Source organism: Aeromonas popoffii, from assembly GCF_037818705.1.
Taxonomy (GTDB): Bacteria; Pseudomonadota; Gammaproteobacteria; order Enterobacterales; family Aeromonadaceae; genus Aeromonas; species Aeromonas popoffii.
Genome location: NZ_CP149129.1, coordinates 497,594 through 513,247, shown reverse-complemented (window position 1 = coordinate 513,247; position 15,654 = coordinate 497,594). Strand labels below are relative to the sequence as shown.

At 61.4% G+C, this 15,654-nt stretch carries 16 protein-coding genes; 11 read left to right on the top strand and 5 right to left on the bottom strand.

Translation table 11 applies throughout. The annotated features are described in order from the left end of the window. Positions 1 to 16 precede the first annotated feature (16 nt). Positions 17 to 343, bottom strand: coding sequence for a hypothetical protein (locus WJM78_RS02475; protein WP_042039275.1), 327 nt, complete (start codon positions 341 to 343; stop codon positions 17 to 19). Positions 344 to 606: 263 nt separating this feature from the next. Between WJM78_RS02475 and WJM78_RS02470 the strand changes: the two genes are divergently transcribed. Both WJM78_RS02470 and WJM78_RS02465 read left to right on the top strand, forming a co-directional pair. After that, a complete protein-coding gene (locus tag WJM78_RS02470) occupies positions 607 to 1,542 on the top strand; it encodes a LysR family transcriptional regulator (protein WP_339013276.1) in 936 nt (311 codons plus the stop codon). A 412-nt stretch (positions 1,543 to 1,954) separates the two neighbouring features. Continuing rightward, positions 1,955 to 2,719 (top strand): helix-turn-helix domain-containing protein, encoded by a 765-nt coding sequence (locus tag WJM78_RS02465; protein WP_275931249.1) that lies wholly within the window; start codon positions 1,955 to 1,957, stop codon positions 2,717 to 2,719. 151 nt (positions 2,720 to 2,870) lie between these two features. Here the strand turns inward: WJM78_RS02465 and WJM78_RS02460 are convergent, their stop codons facing one another. Beyond that, on the bottom strand, positions 2,871 to 3,701 hold the full coding sequence (locus WJM78_RS02460) for a UTRA domain-containing protein (protein WP_287146599.1): 831 nt from the start codon (positions 3,699 to 3,701) through the stop codon (positions 2,871 to 2,873). Positions 3,702 to 3,884: 183 nt separating this feature from the next. On the opposite strand from WJM78_RS02460, the gene WJM78_RS02455 reads away from it, so the two are divergent. The 6 genes from WJM78_RS02455 (at position 3,885) to WJM78_RS02430 (ending at position 9,257) form a co-directional block, all read left to right on the top strand. Next, entirely contained in the window at positions 3,885 to 4,931 is a 1,047-nt protein-coding gene (locus WJM78_RS02455) for an ABC transporter substrate-binding protein (protein ID WP_339013271.1), read from the top strand. 9 nt (positions 4,932 to 4,940) lie between these two features. Continuing rightward, the gene (locus tag WJM78_RS02450) at positions 4,941 to 5,774 is read left to right on the top strand and encodes an alkaline phosphatase family protein (RefSeq protein WP_339013269.1); all 834 of its coding nucleotides are present in this window, start codon (positions 4,941 to 4,943) and stop codon (positions 5,772 to 5,774) included. Beyond that, entirely contained in the window at positions 5,774 to 6,673 is a 900-nt protein-coding gene (locus WJM78_RS02445; protein ID WP_287146601.1) for an ABC transporter permease, read from the top strand. The genes WJM78_RS02450 and WJM78_RS02445 overlap by 1 nt, the downstream gene beginning before the upstream one ends. 68 nt (positions 6,674 to 6,741) lie before the next feature. Next, entirely contained in the window at positions 6,742 to 7,518 is a 777-nt protein-coding gene (locus WJM78_RS02440) for an ABC transporter permease (RefSeq protein ID WP_042039313.1), read from the top strand. Positions 7,519 to 7,524: 6 nt separating this feature from the next. Then, on the top strand, positions 7,525 to 8,532 hold the full coding sequence (locus WJM78_RS02435) for an ABC transporter ATP-binding protein (RefSeq protein ID WP_108535709.1): 1,008 nt from the start codon (positions 7,525 to 7,527) through the stop codon (positions 8,530 to 8,532). A 65-nt stretch (positions 8,533 to 8,597) separates the two neighbouring features. Beyond that, on the top strand, positions 8,598 to 9,257 hold the full coding sequence (locus tag WJM78_RS02430) for an HAD family hydrolase (RefSeq protein WP_339013264.1): 660 nt from the start codon (positions 8,598 to 8,600) through the stop codon (positions 9,255 to 9,257). Positions 9,258 to 9,317: 60 nt separating this feature from the next. On the opposite strand, the gene WJM78_RS02425 is transcribed toward WJM78_RS02430, so the two are convergent. Further along, positions 9,318 to 10,883: a diguanylate cyclase gene (locus WJM78_RS02425; protein WP_339013261.1), complete on the bottom strand. Its 1,566-nt coding sequence runs from the start codon at positions 10,881 to 10,883 to the stop codon at positions 9,318 to 9,320. Between the two features lie 109 nt (positions 10,884 to 10,992). Between WJM78_RS02425 and WJM78_RS02420 the strand changes: the two genes are divergently transcribed. Both WJM78_RS02420 and WJM78_RS02415 read left to right on the top strand, forming a co-directional pair. Next, the gene (locus tag WJM78_RS02420) at positions 10,993 to 11,433 is read left to right on the top strand and encodes a DUF2214 family protein (RefSeq protein WP_042039262.1); all 441 of its coding nucleotides are present in this window, start codon (positions 10,993 to 10,995) and stop codon (positions 11,431 to 11,433) included. 167 nt (positions 11,434 to 11,600) lie between these two features. Beyond that, positions 11,601 to 12,500: a DMT family transporter gene (locus WJM78_RS02415; protein ID WP_042039260.1), complete on the top strand. Its 900-nt coding sequence runs from the start codon at positions 11,601 to 11,603 to the stop codon at positions 12,498 to 12,500. A 115-nt stretch (positions 12,501 to 12,615) separates the two neighbouring features. On the opposite strand, the gene WJM78_RS02410 is transcribed toward WJM78_RS02415, so the two are convergent. Together WJM78_RS02410 and WJM78_RS02405 are read right to left on the bottom strand one after the other, a co-directional pair. Further along, on the bottom strand, positions 12,616 to 13,473 hold the full coding sequence (locus tag WJM78_RS02410; protein WP_339013254.1) for an AraC family transcriptional regulator: 858 nt from the start codon (positions 13,471 to 13,473) through the stop codon (positions 12,616 to 12,618). Continuing rightward, complete coding sequence (locus WJM78_RS02405; RefSeq protein WP_339013251.1) at positions 13,470 to 13,955, bottom strand: GNAT family N-acetyltransferase; 486 nt, start codon at positions 13,953 to 13,955, stop codon at positions 13,470 to 13,472. Before WJM78_RS02405 ends, WJM78_RS02410 begins: the two co-directional genes overlap by 4 nt. A 157-nt stretch (positions 13,956 to 14,112) precedes the next feature. On the opposite strand from WJM78_RS02405, the gene WJM78_RS02400 reads away from it, so the two are divergent. Then, on the top strand, positions 14,113 to 15,561 hold the full coding sequence (locus WJM78_RS02400; protein WP_339013249.1) for a catalase: 1,449 nt from the start codon (positions 14,113 to 14,115) through the stop codon (positions 15,559 to 15,561). Positions 15,562 to 15,654 lie beyond the last annotated feature (93 nt).

Genomic DNA, 15,654 nt, shown 5'->3' with positions numbered 1-15,654 from the left:
GTTCCGAAACGGTTGATTAACGCTGTTTGCCGCTGCCGATGCCAAACGGGATGCGGTAGTCACTGCTCTGATCCCCGAGGCTGACAGTCAGCGTACCCTGAGTGCGGCTCGGAAGCTGCACCTGCTGGGTGCCAGTCAGGTTGGCGTGGACTGATGCCAGCACATCGCCAGACTCGTCACGCACTTCCAGCATGGGGTTGGCCTTGCCATCCACAGTGGCGGTCGCATGCCAGTTCACAAACAGCACACCCGGGGCGGCGTTGAGATCTGCGGGAACAGAAGCCTGTGCAAAACCAGCGGTCATCAGGCCTGCAACGGCCAGCATCTTGATTACATTTTTCATGTTCGTTCACTCTCTTGGTTTTTATGTCATTGCCAAGGCCGGCTCGGCCAGAATCAATGCATCCATGCAAGAGGTTATTCAAATAGTATGTTGTTCTTTCACCGACATCAGACATCACTCTTTATGATATCACAGCCCGGAACTACCGTTTATTTGGCCGCCAGGCCTTCCTGCCTAAGCGTTGATTGAATATTAAAGACACTTGGCCTAAGTTGTTAGCGAGATAAACTGGTAAACATGTTCAAAAAAATTGAAGGTATGAAATGGCCAAGGAATCGAACAAGGAACGGGCGCTGACCCTGGAAGCCATCCGGGTACTGGATGCCATCGATCGCCGTGGCAGCTTCGCGGCGGCCGCCGACGAGCTGGGCAAGGTCCCCTCGGCGCTGAGCTACACGGTACAGAAGCTGGAAGACGAGCTGGACGCCATGCTGTTTGATCGCAGCGGTCACAGAACCAAGTTCACCCCGGCCGGCCGCATGCTGCTGGAGCAAGGCCGGGTACTGCTGGCCGCCGCCGAGCATCTGGTGGGTGAAACCCGGGCGCTGGCCCGTGGCTGGGAGACAGACATCACCATCGCCGTCGATGCCCTGATGCCGCTGCAGACACTCTATCCCCTGGTCGAAAGGTTGGCCGAGCTGACGGATACCCGGTTGAGGTTTCGCGCCGAGGTGCTGGCAGGCAGCTGGGAGTGTCTGGAAGATGGCCGCGCCGACCTGCTCATCTCCTCCCTCAACCCCGATATCATGCTGACAGGCGTCAAGCATCAGGTGCTGCTAGAAGAGGTGATGCTCTACGTCGCCCACCCGGATCACCCGCTGCACCAGGAGCCCGAGCCCCTGGCGGATGAAACCCTGCGCCGCTACCGCGCCATCGCAGTGGCGGACTCTGCGCTGCGCAAGCCGGTGCTCACCTATCGCCTGCTCGACAAGCAACCACGCCTCACCGTCAGTACCATGACGGAGAAGCGCGATGCCCTGCTGGCGGGGATAGGCGTCGGCACCATGCCGCTGAGCTGGATAGAAGAGGACATCAAGGCGGGCCGCCTCAAGGTGATCAGCCCCGAATATCGTCACCAGATCCAGGTCGTGCTGGCCTGGCGGCGCGATACCATGGGCAAGGCCAAGAGCTGGCTGGTACGGGAGATCCCCAAGCTGTTTCCCGGCAAGGGAAATGAGGCCGGGGAGCCTTCGGTATGATGGAGGCGAGGTTTGCCTCCGCTTGACGGTGGGTGCACATGCGGGGAAAAGAAAAAAGCGGACCTCTTGCGAGTTCCGCTCAATGCCAGGAAAGAATAAAAACCTTTCGGTTTAAAAAACCCTTAAATTGGAAGCAAACAATCGATTTCTCAACCAGGAAGGTCTTGAATCCGATTCGTTTTGAATTATGCGCGATGTTTTATGCACCACCAGAAAAATGTTGAATGGTTCAAAGATATGCACCGCAGAGTATCACTATCTGCAACCTTCACCCTTGACTGGTCTGGCCATTTCAATCGATTACGACGGGTTTATTTCCTCTGGTTTTTTTAAGTGTCAATATCTGAGCCCACAACGACAAAATCACTCAATTTCTGACACAACATAAAGATGCAGATAAAGGAATAGTTGCATGACCTACAGCCAGACCCTGGCCAACAATATTCTCGACACCCTGAAGAAGACCCTGACCGACAAGGGGATCCGCTATCAGACCCTGGCAGAGGCGATGGGCGTCTCCATCGCCACCGTGAAACGGATGATGAACAAGCCCTCCCTGCCGTTCGATACTCTGCTGGAGATCTGCCACTTGGTGGGGCTGTCATTCGAGGAGCTGCTGGACCGCACTCAGGACGCCCAGAGCCGCCGTGCCGTCTTCACTCAGGAGCAAGACGAGGCGTTTCACAACGAGCCGGGGCTCTACGCCTTTCTCGCCAACATCTTCTGGCGTGACAAGACGCTGATCGATCTCAAGCGGGAGTACAGCCTGACCGATGCCTCCTGCTACCTCTACCTGCGCAAGCTGGAGAAGCTCGACATTTTGCAGCTCGGCATCGACAACAGTTACCACTTCCTCATCAGCGAGCGCATCAGCTTCGAGCAGCACAGCCGCTTCGCCCGCCAGCAGGCACGGCAGGCAATGTCGGTGCTGGGAGAGTATCTGGTGGAGAACATGCACAAGCCGAACAATTACATGGCGCTCTGCCAGCTGCACCTCAACGAGAGCGAGGCGATGGCACTGATCGATCGGATGAAGGAGTACTGGCATCAGGAGCTCAAGCTCAACCGCCCCGCCATCGGTCAGCAGGAGCACGCCAAGACCTACACCATGTCGCTGCAACTGGCGGATTGTGGCTATCACAGCTTCGACGACATGATCCCCAATATCGACAACTGATCACGGCGGATCCTGCGGGATCCGCCGTGTTGGTTGGGCTCTACCCGGTGAGTTGAGGAGCTTGCCGCAATCTGCCTGCGGCCGGTTGCAACGCTCGGGTATCGAGACAGATGCGGATGGCCACTGTGTTCGACAGTGCTCTGGATATTCCCTAATCGGCGCGCCGGGTTTGTTGCAGCTTGCCTGCGAGCGGCTGCAATACTCGCGTATCCAGACAGATGCGGATGGCATCTGGCCGCCAGTGTTCGATATCACAATCCACCAGCCCCCCTCGCTCGTCATAGTTGACCCGCACCAGCCGCAGCACGGCACTCCCCTCCGCCAGATTGAGCGCGCGGGCGATGGCGCCCCGCGCTGCCGAGGGGGTGATCTCCATACTCGCCCCGCCCTGGCCTATGCCATAACGCTGCTGATAGAGCTCGGTGAGGGAGCTGGCCAGCGGCGCACTGGCGATATCGGGAAAGCGGCTGGCCAGCAGGTGGTGGCTGACATGGAGCACAGGTCGCCCATCGATCAGCCGCAGGCGGCGGATCTCATAGAGGGGGGTGAAGGGATCCAGCCCCATCCAACGGCACAGTTCGCTGCTGGCAAGCTCGCTGCCGTGGGCCAGCACCCGGGTTTCGGCGGTGCGTTGCTGCTCGCCGATCCACTGGTGAAAGTGGGTGTGGATGGCAGGATCGTAGGTGAGCCGGGGCGGCGCCACGAACCAGCCGCGCCGCTCGGCCCGGTAGATGAGGCCGTCTGCTTCGAGGCTGGAGAGCGCCTCCTTGATGGTGATGCGGGTGGTGGCGAAACGCTCGCTCAGCGCCCGTTCAGCGGGCAGCTGCTGCCCCGCCACCAGCTGGCCGCTGCCGATATAGCGGCGCAGGGTCTGGCAAATCTGTTCGCACTTGGAGGAGGAGCGGCCATCGGCCATTCTCTGTTCGTTCAATATCTGCTCGCTCAATCTCGGCTCGGTCACACTCATATCCCTGTTGGTCATTCCGGTTTGCACCCGACTGGAGTAGACCAGCGGCTGTCGACCCTGAGTTGTAACCGTTCCGGATGACAGCGGCGTGACAGGGCGATTGTCATCAAACTGCCATCAAAGCGCCCCGCCACCGTCATATTTCCCCTCTAGCATCCCTCTCGAACCTTAACTGACCTAGTCCAGAAGGATGGGATAATGAAAAGCGTGATCGCAAGTGCACTGGCCCTGGTGGCCATCAGTCAACCACTGTTTGCCGCCGAGAACATCGCGGATCTCGAGAAGGCCGCCCGTGGCGAAGGCCAGCTCAGCAGTATCGGCATGCCCGACAGCTGGGCCAACTGGAAGGATACCTGGCAACAGCTAGGCAGCATCTACGGCATCAAGCATCAGGATACCGACATGAGCTCGGCGCAGGAGATCGCCAAGTTTGCCGCCGAGAAGGCCAACGCCACCGCCGATATCGGTGACGTGGGCGGCGCCTTCGGTCCGGTGGCGGTCAAGCAGGGGGTCACTCAGCCCTACAAGCCCTCCACCTGGGCCGATATTCCCAACTGGGCCAAGGATGCGGACGGTCACTGGATGCTGGCCTATACCGGCACCATCGCCTTCCTGATCAACAAGGATCTGGTCAAGGCCGCCCCCACCAACTGGCAATCCCTGCTGGGTGGCGACTACAAGGTGACGCTGGGTGATGTGGGTGTCGCCTCCCAGGCCAACAACGGCGTGCTGGCGGCGGCCTATGCCACCGGCGGCAGCGAGAAGAACCTCAAGCCTGCGCTGGAGCTGTTCGGCCAGCTGGCCAAGCAGGGTCGTCTGTCGCTGAATGACCCGACCATCGCCAATATCGAGAAGGGCGAAGTGGAAGTGGGTGTGCTGTGGGACTTCAACGCCCTCAACTACCGCGACCAGATTGACCCCAATAAGTTTGAGGTAGTGATCCCGAGCGACGGCTCCGTCATCGCCGGTTACACCACCATCATCAACAAGTGGGCCAAGAACCCCAACGCCGCCAAGCTGGCGCGGGAATACATCCTCTCCGATGCCGGTCAAATCAACCTGGCCCGTGGCTATGCCCGCCCCATCCGCAGCAACGTGACCCTGCCGGATGACGTGAAGGCCAAGCTGCTGCCCGCCGAGCAGTATGCCAATGCCAAGCCGGTCAGCGACCATGCCGCCTGGGAGCAGAGCTCCAAAGCCCTGCCGCGCCAGTGGCAAGAAACCGTCATGATCAACATGCAGTAAGGGAATCCAGTGCAACACAAGGTGATAGTGGTACTTGTGGATGGTCTGGCAGCCGAGGTAGCCCACACCATGGGCTACCTCGGTGGCATGGTGGAGGCGAAGCGCGGCTTGTATACGACCCTGAGCTGTGCCCTGCCCTCCCTCTCCCGACCGCTCTACGAGTGCATCCTGACCGGCGTACCGCCAGTAACCAGCGGCATCACACACAACGGGGTGAGTCGCCTGAGCCAGCACGACGCCATCTTCCATCTGGCCCGCGCCGCGGGTAAACGCACCGCAGCGGCGGCCTATTACTGGGTGAGCGAACTCTACAACCGCAGCCCCTGGCTGGCGCTGCGAGATCGTTACACCCATGACGAGCAACTGCCAATTCAGCACGGCTGCTTCTACTGGGATGACGCCTACCCCGACAGCCATCTGCTGATGGATGGCGAGTGGCTGCGCAGCCAGTACGACCCCGACTTTCTGCTGATCCACCCGATGGGGGTGGATGACGCTGGCCACCAGTGTGGCCTCGATTCGCGCCAGTACCGCAATCAGGCGCGCCGGATGGACAGCCTGCTGGCCGATCTGCTGCCCCAGTGGCTGGCAGAGGGGTATCAGGTGGTGATCACCTCGGATCACGGTATGAACAACGACTTAAGCCACGGCGGCACCCTGCCCGAGGAGCGCACCGTGCCGCTCTGGCTGTTTGGCGATGCCTTCGTCGAACACTGGCCGGATGGCGTTGTTATCGCCCAGACCCAACTTTGCGCCCTGATGGCCGACTTGCTGGGCGTTCCCCACGATAAACCGGTTGCTCCCCCGCTGCTCAAGGCGGCCTTTATGCGTGAGGTGCACTGATGATGCCCGCCACCACCGAGATCCTGCTGGATCAACCCGTGGTAACCCGGCGCCGGGTGCGCCGTCACTGGCTACCCGCGCTGGTATTGCTGCCGTTTATCCTGCTGATGATCCTGTTCCAGCTTGCCCCCATGGTGTGGGTGCTGGTGGGCAGCTTTCAGACCCCCGATGGCTGGGGCCTCGACTACTACCGGGAGATCCTGAGCTCCCCCTTCTATCTGCAATCCTTCGCCAACTCGTTGCGGATCGCCGGTATCGCCAGTCTGGCGGGGCTTGCCATCGGCACCCTGGGTGCGGCGGCGCTGCGCCACAGCGGCGAGCGGGTCAAACGGCTGCTGCTGGCGTTTGTCACCATGACAGGCAACTTCAGCGGGGTGCCGCTGGCGTTCGCCTTCATCATCATTCTCGGTATCAACGGCGCCGTTACCCTGCTGTTGAAATCCTGGGGCTGGATCGACGGCTTCAACCTCTACTCGGGGTCGGGCCTCATCCTCATCTACACCTACTTCCAGATCCCGCTCGCCTTGCTGCTGCTCTATCCGGCGTTCGATGCCTTGCAGGATGAGTGGCCGCAGGCTGCGGCACTGCTGGGGGCGAGCAAGCGTCAGTATGTGTGGCACGTGGCGCTGCCGGTGCTCACACCCGCCCTGCTCGGCACCCTGATCATCCTTTTTGCCAACGCAGTGGGTGCCTATGCCTCCGCCTACGCCCTCACCACCGGCAACTTCAATCTGGTGACTATCAGGGTGGCCAGTCTGGTCTCCGGCGACATCTTCCTCGAGCCCAATATGGCGGCGGCGCTGGCGGTGATCCTGATGGTGCTGCTGGGGGTGGTGACGGCTGCCAACCAGTGGTTGCTGAAAAAGAGCTATGTGAACAAGGGGCAGTCCCATGCATGACCTGACACCCTGTACTGGATCGAACAAGCCGGGTGCAGCTGGCCTGCATCCTGGCGGGAGACGACAAGATGCATGATTTGACACCGCGCTGGCCAAAGTGGGTGCTGGGGGCGCTGGTCGCCACCCTGCTGCTGCCGCTGCTGGCCACCTTCCTCTATTCCATCTCCACCCGCTGGGGGGCGACCATGCTGCCGGATGGCTTCACCCTCGACTGGTATCTGAAGCTGTTGGGCGATCCGCGCTTTCTCGCGGCGTTTGGCCGCAGCCTGCTGGTCTGCTTCGCCACTCTGCTGCTGGGGACCCTGGTGCTGGTGCCCACCGTGTTGGTGGTGGCCTACTACTTCCCCAAGCTGGATCCCTGGATGAACCTGCTGATCCTGCTCCCCTTTGCGGTGCCGCCCGTGGTCTCCTCGGTGGGACTGCTGCAGATCTACGCCGACGGCCCCCTGCCCATCGTCGGCACGCCGTGGATCCTGATCGGCACCTGGTTCACCGTGGTGCTCCCTTTTATGTACCGGGCGCTGGCCAACAGCCTGCAAGGGGTGCCGCTCAAGGATCTGATGGATGCTGCCCACCTGCTGGGAGCGAGCAGTCGCCGCGCCTTCCTGTTGGTGGTGATCCCTTGCCTGCGCAAGGGATTGCTGGCGGCGCTGTTTCTCTCGCTCTCCTTCCTGCTCGGCGAGTTCGTGTTTGCCAACATGCTGGTAGGCACCCGTTACGAGACCCTGCAGGTCTACCTCTACAACATGCGCGCCACCTCGGGCCACTTCACCAGTGCGCTGGTGATGAGCTACTTCCTGCTGACCCTGCTGCTCACCTGGGCGGCCAACAGATTTCATCGGTGATCCAAGATGTTTCATTTAGAAGTCAATCAACTGCACAAATCCTACGGCGATACCCCGGTGTTCGAGGGGATCGAATTCGGCATTCGCAAGGGGGAGCTGGTGACCCTGCTCGGCCCCTCCGGCTGCGGCAAGTCCACCCTGCTGCGGGCATTGGCCGGGCTCACCCAGGTGGATGGCGGTCAGGTGCGGGTGGCCGGTGAAGACATTACCTGGCAGGCGCCCCAGAAACGGGGCATCGGCATGGTGTTCCAGAGCTATGCGCTGTTCCCCAACATGACGGTGTGGGACAACGTCGCCTTCGGCCTCAAGATGAAGCCCCAGCCGGGGCGGGAGCTGGCGGCCAGCGTGCAGGAAGCACTGGAGCTGGTGGAGCTGACCGGCTTCGAGCGCCGCTATCCGGGTGAGCTCTCCGGCGGTCAGCGCCAGCGGGTGGCGCTGGCACGGGCTTTGGTGGTGCGGCCAAGGATCCTCTTGCTGGACGAGCCGCTCTCCGCGCTGGATGCCCGCATCCGCCGCAGCCTGCGCCAGCAGATCCGCGAGATCCAGCAGCGCCTTGAGCTCACCACCATCTTCGTGACCCACGATCAGGAGGAGGCGCTCACCCTGTCGGATCGGATCTTCCTGATGAACAAGGGATCCATCGTGCAGAGCGGCACGCCGGAGCAGATCTACACCCGCCCTGCCAGTGAGTTTGTGGCGAGCTTTATCGGCAACTACAACCTGCTCGGCGCAGAGCAGGGCAAGTCGCTGTTCGGCCCCCATTTTCAGGGCAAGCTGGCGTTGCGCCCAGAATCCATCACCCTGCTGCCCGCAGGGGCGACCAGCAGCGAGCCTTGCCTGCCCGGCATAGTGCGTCAGCAACAGCTGCTCGGCAACGTCATCCGCTATCAGGTGGCGTGCGAGGCGGGACTCTTGACGGTGGATTGCCTCAACCGCTCGGCCGGCGATCTGCTGGCAACCGGCAGCGCAGTGACCCTGGTGGTGGCCCGGGATCAGCTGTGTGAGGTAGCATAAAGCCATGTATCCCATTCTGTTTTCGACCGGCATCATGATGCCGGTCACCAACCCAAGGAGCCGTCATGGCACTGGCACTGTTTGATCTGGATGAGACCCTGATTGCCGGGGATTCCGCCAGCCTCTGGCTGGAGTACATGGTGGCCCAGGAGCTGGCCCCGGCGGACATGATTGCCGAAGAGCAGGCCATGATGTCCCTCTACCATCAGGGCAAGATGGACATGCACCAGTACATGGCCTTCACCCTGCAGCCGCTGGCAGGCAAGTCACGTCAGTGGCTCAGCCAACAGTGCCACCGCTTCGCCGAGCAGGTGCTGCGGGCGCGGATCTACCCCGAGGGGTTGGCGCGCATCGAGTGGCACCGCAAGCAAGGGGACGAGCTGGTGCTGATCTCGGCCTCCGGCGAACATCTGGTGGCGCCCATGGCGCAGATGCTGGGGATGGATCACTGCGTTGCCATCCTGCTCGATGAGGAGGCGGGGATGCTGACCGGCCAGACTCGCGGCACCCTGAGTTTTCGGGAGGGCAAGGTGGCCCGCATCGACCAGCTCTTCGCCGGAGACGACAACCTCTGGCAGGGGAGCTTTGGTTACAGCGACTCCCACAACGACCTGCCACTGCTGCGGGCGGTGAGCCATCCTCATGCGGTCAACCCGGCTCCCAGCCTGCGTCAGATCGCCGCCGAACACGACTGGCCCACCCTGGACTGGCAACTGAACGGCTAAATGAAGAAGAGGCCCTCGGGCCTCTTCTTTACTCAACCGCCAGCCTGTTGGCAAGATCCCCTATCCGGCCACAAGTTCCTGCGGGGTGCCCAGATAGATGCGGTTCTTGCCATCACGCTTGGCGCGATAGACCTCGGCATCCGCCACCTCCAGCAGCGTCTTGCCGAGCGTCACCCCATGGCTGGCCACCAGCCCGCCACTCAAGGTGATTTTGAGGCCAGGCTCGCGCCAGTCCAGTGACTCCACCCCCTTGCGGAACTGCTCCAGCAACATCAGGCAGAAGTGGGGGTCCGGGTTGACCATCAGCACCACCAGCTCCTCCCCGCCGTAACGGCAGACCCAGCCATAATCCCCCAACAGCAGCCTGGCCAGCTGAGCCACCCGCTTGAGCACCACGTCCCCGGTCTGGTGACCATAGTTGTCATTGACCCGCTTGAAGTCATCGAGATCGACCATGGCCAGGCAGAAGGGCTGCTGTTCAAGCAACAACCAGGTCAGGCGTTCGTCAAAGAAACGGCGGTTGTAGAGCGCAGTGAGCTTGTCCAGATTGGCCTGCTGGCGGGCCTCGTGATAATCCTTGCTCGCCTCGGCAAGCTCGGCGTAAACGTGCTTGAGCTCCCGCATCCCGCCCTGGGGCACATCATCGGGTTGAGTCCGGCTGGCCCGGATCATGGAAGCGATCTCGTCGAGCATGCGCCGGAAGTAGCGGGACCACACCAGCGCCAGCACGAGATAGAGTACACAGGCCAGCACCACCATCAGTTGCACGTTAAGGGAGACCCGGTTGATCGCGACCTGGACGCTGGCCGCCGGTTGCACGCTGATCAGCACCCAGTCGTGATCAGGCAATTTGCTGTAGGCCACAAACAGCTGGGAAGCCTTGTCCAGGAAGATGCCCTCCCCCTGATTGAAGCGGGAGAGCCACTGGGGATGGTCCATGGGCTTGAGCAACTGAGCGGGATCCGGGTGCACCAGCACCTTACCGGACTGATTGACGATCATCTGGTAACCGTTGTCCGCCTGGCGGTTCAGCTGGGCCGAGAATGGTGCCAGGATGGCATCGACCGCAAACACCCCCTGCACCTTGCCGTTGGCATCGGTCAGCGCTCGCGCCAGAGCGATCACCAGATTGCCATTGATGTAGTCATAGTAGGGCTCGGTCCAGACCATCTTGCCCAAATGCTGGCTGGCCAGCTGATACCAGGGGCGCGCCCTGGGATCAAAATTGGCATCCGCCTCCCACTTGGGATAGATCAGCATCTGGCGCTCGGCCGTGCCGACATAGATATAGAGCAGGTCGGCCATCATCCCTTTGTAGAGCTGCCATGTCTTCAGATAACTCTCGGTATTGTGCAGGTGTGGGCCGCTGATATCTTCCACCTTCACCTGGTCGTAGATAAGCGTAAACTGCCGTTCCATCTCCTGAAGATAGGGCTCGATGAAGACGTGACGCAACTGGTGATTGGTGGCGAGCAGACGCTGCTGCAACTCGTTTTGCAGGCTGCGTTCCATGTGCAGATAGTAGATGCCGCCCAGCATCAGTACGGGAATGAACAACAGCAACAACCCCAGCCGCATCCGGGCAACCAGGGACCAGGCTTTCTTGGGGACAACACGCTTATCCAACCCTGACTCCTGCTACCGTCAGACACGAAGTAGTGTCAGAATATCAGCACCACGGGATGGCGTCCAAAAGGAAGCGGGTTATGTGCTCAACAAGAGGTAAGCGACACAGATGTTGAACCCGGACCTGCTGATGGCGCTGCACTATTGCGCCGTGATTATCCTGACCGGGGCCATCACCTCCGAGTATTTTCTGTTCCGGCGCGGCATGTCCATTGAACAGGTCCGTAAGCTGCTGCTGGCCGACGGCCTGGCGGCGCTGGCCCTGCTGCTCATCTTCATCACGGGCGTGTTGCTGGTGCTCGCCCACTCCGAACAGCCCGCCGTACTGTTCGCCAACCCCGGTTATCGCACCAAGCTGCTGCTGTTTTGCCTGATGGTCATCAGCTTTGGCTATCCCAGCCACCTCTTCTATCGCTGGCGCCGCTCCCTGCGTCAGGGTCGGGCCCCCATGGTTTCCATCCAGCAGCAGTTCTGGGTGATCTGGATCCTGCGCGGCAACCTCTTGCTGCTCGCCCTCATCCCCTTGCTGGCCACACTCGCCAGCAGTTGAAGGCGACGTTTATTCAGCCGCGATAAGGATTAATCCCCTCTGCACGGCCTGCTGCTGCTGACCAAACTCGCGAGCGCTAAAGACAAATCCCCCCACACACGGTTATCTTGGTGGCTTGAGCTTTACGGACGGGCGCCTGCCCGCCACCTTTTCAGGGATGAATTCGTATGCGTTCGAACATGATGTTACTGATGGCCGCTGCCATCTGGGGGCTGGGCTTCGTCGCCCAGCGGCTGGGGATGGATCACATGGGGCCTTACACCTTCAACGGTCTGCGCTTTCTACTCGGTGCCGCCTCCCTGCTGCCGTTGCTGTGGTGGCTCAAGTCACGCCAGCCTGTGGGTCAGCCCGGTGATCGCCGCCTGCTGCTGACCGGGGGCCTGCTCGCCGGTCTCGTGCTGTTCAGCGCCGCCTCCCTGCAGCAGGTGGGACTGCTCTATACCACGGCCGCCAAGGCGGGCTTCATCACAGGCCTCTACATCATACTGGTGCCCGTCATCGGCCTGGCCCTGCGCCACAAAACCGGGGCCAACACCTGGGTCGGCGCCCTCATCGCCATGGCGGGGCTCTACTACCTGAGCGTGACCGAGGAGTTCACCATAGGCTACGGCGACCTGTTGCAGGTGATCGGCGCCCTGTTCTGGGCCATTCACCTGCTGGTGCTGGATCACTACTCGAGCCGGGTCGCGCCGATCCGCCTGGCTGGCGTGCAGTTCCTGGTGTGCGGCCTGCTCAGCCTGGGGGTTGCCTTCACCATGGAGACGCCAACCATGAGCGGCGCCGTGGCGGGCTGGCAGGCGCTGCTCTATGCCGGTCTGGTGTCGGTCGGTATCGGCTACACGCTGCAGGTGGTGGGGCAGCGCGGTGCCCATCCGGCCCACGCCGCCATCATCCTCAGCCTGGAGACAGTGTTCGCCGCCATCGGCGGTGTGCTGCTGCTCGGCGAAATCCTGGATGAACGCGCCATAGTGGGCTGCGCCCTGATGCTGGCAGGCATGTTGATCTCCCAGATCCGCCTGCGCTGGTGGTGGAAATCGCGGCGAGACAAGGTGCCCAACCAGCCTTGATGCGAGCAGACATCTTGCTCTCCCGGGAGCGGCTTTGCCGAGACAACGTGACCCATCCCACATAAAACGAGGCGCCTACAGGCGCCTCGTTTTATTGCCACTGGTTGCCACATGGCTAACGCACGCAGGAACAGAAACTGACATCGTCCTGCACGGGATCATCGCTCATGCTGTGATAAAGCTCGAAACAGGGGCCATTGCCAAACTCCAGCCCGGCAGCAACGATGTCGCCGATATGTTCCTGCCAACGCGGGCCATACTGACTGCGGTCGGTAATTAGATAACGGGACTGGGCGTAACGACCAGCGGGAATAAGCTGGATCTCGACCGCCCCCATCCCCACCGTACCCGCTGGCACCGTCACACCTATGTCAGTACGACACTGGGCTGGCGGGGTCACCTCGGGGTTATCGTGATAGATGAAAATCCACTCGCCCCCTTCCACTCCTCGGGCACTGGCCCACTGATGCAGTTGACCGCAGACCGGTTCATATCCCTCGCCATAGGGGCCGGTGACACGAATATAAGCCAGGGTGCGGGCGTCCATCTCGACAGTTTTCATGGTATTGCTCCTTGCTGATGAATGACTTTCAGCATAAGGGGACGAGCCCTCCCATGCGTGTCCATCCTTGCTCTCCAGGTGTCCATTCTTGCGCTTGTCGCGACGAAACTCGCCAGGGGGGCAACCGTAATGGCGGCGAAACGCCTTGGCAAACGCCTGTGAGCTGGCAAAGCCCGCCCCCAACGCAATGGCCGTGACGCTGGCGTCTGTGTAGCAAAGCTGCCAGGCCGCTCGCTGCATGCGCAGCCGCCGGCACATCTCCCCAGGCGTCTCCCCTGCCACGGCCGTAAACACCCGGTGAAAATGGTAGAGGGAGAGGCAGGCGCGGCTCGCCAGCGCCTCGATGGAGAGATCCGGATCCCGCTCCAGCGCCCGCAGTACAGGGATGAGACGGCGGCGGTAGTCGATCACGGGCGGATCCTCGCCATGTAGATCGCATCCACATAGCGCCCCTGCCGGAAAGCGAAATCGCGGGCCCGCCCCTCTTCCACAAAGCCGAACTTGCGATAGAGCGCCTGCGCGGCTTCATTATCGGGATAGACGGTCAGCTCAATCCGGTGCAGGTTGAGCCAGTTGTCGGCCAGATCCAGTGCCGCAGCCATCAGTGCGGAGCCAACCCCCTTGCCCGCCCAGTCATCCCGCACCCCCATGCCGATCCCGGCCACATGCTTGCGTCTGGGATTGGGTTCCACATGCAATGCTATCTGGCCCACCAGCAGCCCCTCTACCTCCGCCACCAAGGCGACCACATCACTGCTCTCCAACCGCTTCTGCCACTGGCTAAGGGGAGGCGTGGGCAGGTGCAGAGTGCCCGCCTGAGCATTGGGCATGGCGTAAAGATCCCGCAAAGCGGGGGCATCGGTGGGTTCGGCATGACGGATAGTAATCTGCATATGAGGCTCCTTCTCGAAACCCCCATCATGCAATATCCGGCGCGGTTACACATCCCCCGCACCCATTTGTCTTGCCTATCAAAGGGCTAGGAAAAGCCCATTGGCCCATCACTGCGCAGATCCGTAGGCTGGCCCCATATCAACAAGGAGAGAAGCCATGACTGACAAGACCCTGCACAGCGCCAACGGCGCCCCCGTCGTCGACAACAACAACAGCCTCACCGCCGGCCCGCGCGGCCCCGTATTGATGCAAGATATCTGGTTGATGGAAAAGTTGGCTCATTTCGATCGGGAACGGATCCCGGAGCGGGTGGTTCACGCCAAGGGCTCGGGCGCTTATGGCACCTTTACCCTGACCCATGACATAAGCCAGTTCAGCAAGGCCGACCTGTTCAATACCATCGGCAAGCAGACCCCGGTCTTCCTGCGCTTCTCTACCGTAGCCGGTGAGAAGGGTGCCGCCGATGCCGAGCGCGACGTGCGCGGCTTCGCCCTCAAGTTCTACACCGAGCAGGGCAACTGGGATCTGGTGGGCAACAACACCCCGGTCTTCTTCATCCGCGATCCGCTGAAATTCCCCGACTTCATCCACACCCAAAAGCGGGATCCGCGCACCAACCTGCGCAGCGCCACCGCCGCCTGGGACTTCTGGTCCCGCCATCCGGAATCCCTGCATCAGGTCACCATCCTCTTCAGCGATCGCGGCATCCCCAAGAGCCTGCGGGAGATGAACGGCTACGGCAGCCACACCTTCAGCTTTATCAACGACGCGAACGAACGCTTCTGGGTCAAGTTCCACTTCAAGACCGAGCAGGGCCACAGCTTCTACACCGATGAAGAGGCGGCCAATGTCGTCGGCCAGGATCGGGAGACCAGCCAGGCGGATCTGTTCAATGCCATCGAGCAGGGCGACTTCCCGCGCTGGAAGGTCTATGTGCAGGTGATGCCGGAGGCCGACGCCCAGACTTACCAGATCCACCCGTTCGACCTCACCAAGGTGTGGCCGCACAGCGACTACCCGCTGATCCCGGTCGGCGTGCTGGAGCTTAACCAGAACCCGGACAACTACTTCGCCCACGTGGAGCAGGCGGCGTTCACCCCGGCCAACGTGGTGCCCGGCATCGGCTTCTCGCCGGATCGCATGCTGCAAGGGCGGCTCTTCTCTTACGGTGACACCCAGCGCTATCGCCTCGGCGTCAACCATGGTCTGCTGCCGGTCAACGCCCCGCGCTGCCCGTTCCATTACGGCGCCCACCGTGATGGCGCCATGCGGGCGGACAGTAATGGCGGCGCCAGCCCCAACTATCAGCCGAACCGCTTCGGTACCCAGCAGCCGAGCGAGCAGCACGAACCGGCGCTGAGTCTGGAAGGGGCCGCCCTGCACTACGACTTCCGCGACTACGACAGCGACTATTACAGCCAGCCGGGCAAGCTGTTCCGCATCATGGACGAGGGGCAGCGTTCACGGCTCGCCGCCAACCTGGCGCGCTCCCTCATCAATGTGGAGGATGACGCCATCATCGCGGCCCAGCTCAAGCACTTCGAGCAGGCCGACCCCGAGTACGCCAAGCGGGTCGAGCTGGCACTGGCCGCCCTGCAACGCTAAGTCGCAAGCAGGCAACATCTGCAAAAGCAAAACGGGGGCCTTTCGGCCCCCGTTGTGATGCAGCTAAGGGTAATAAACGCAGAAACGGAGCCC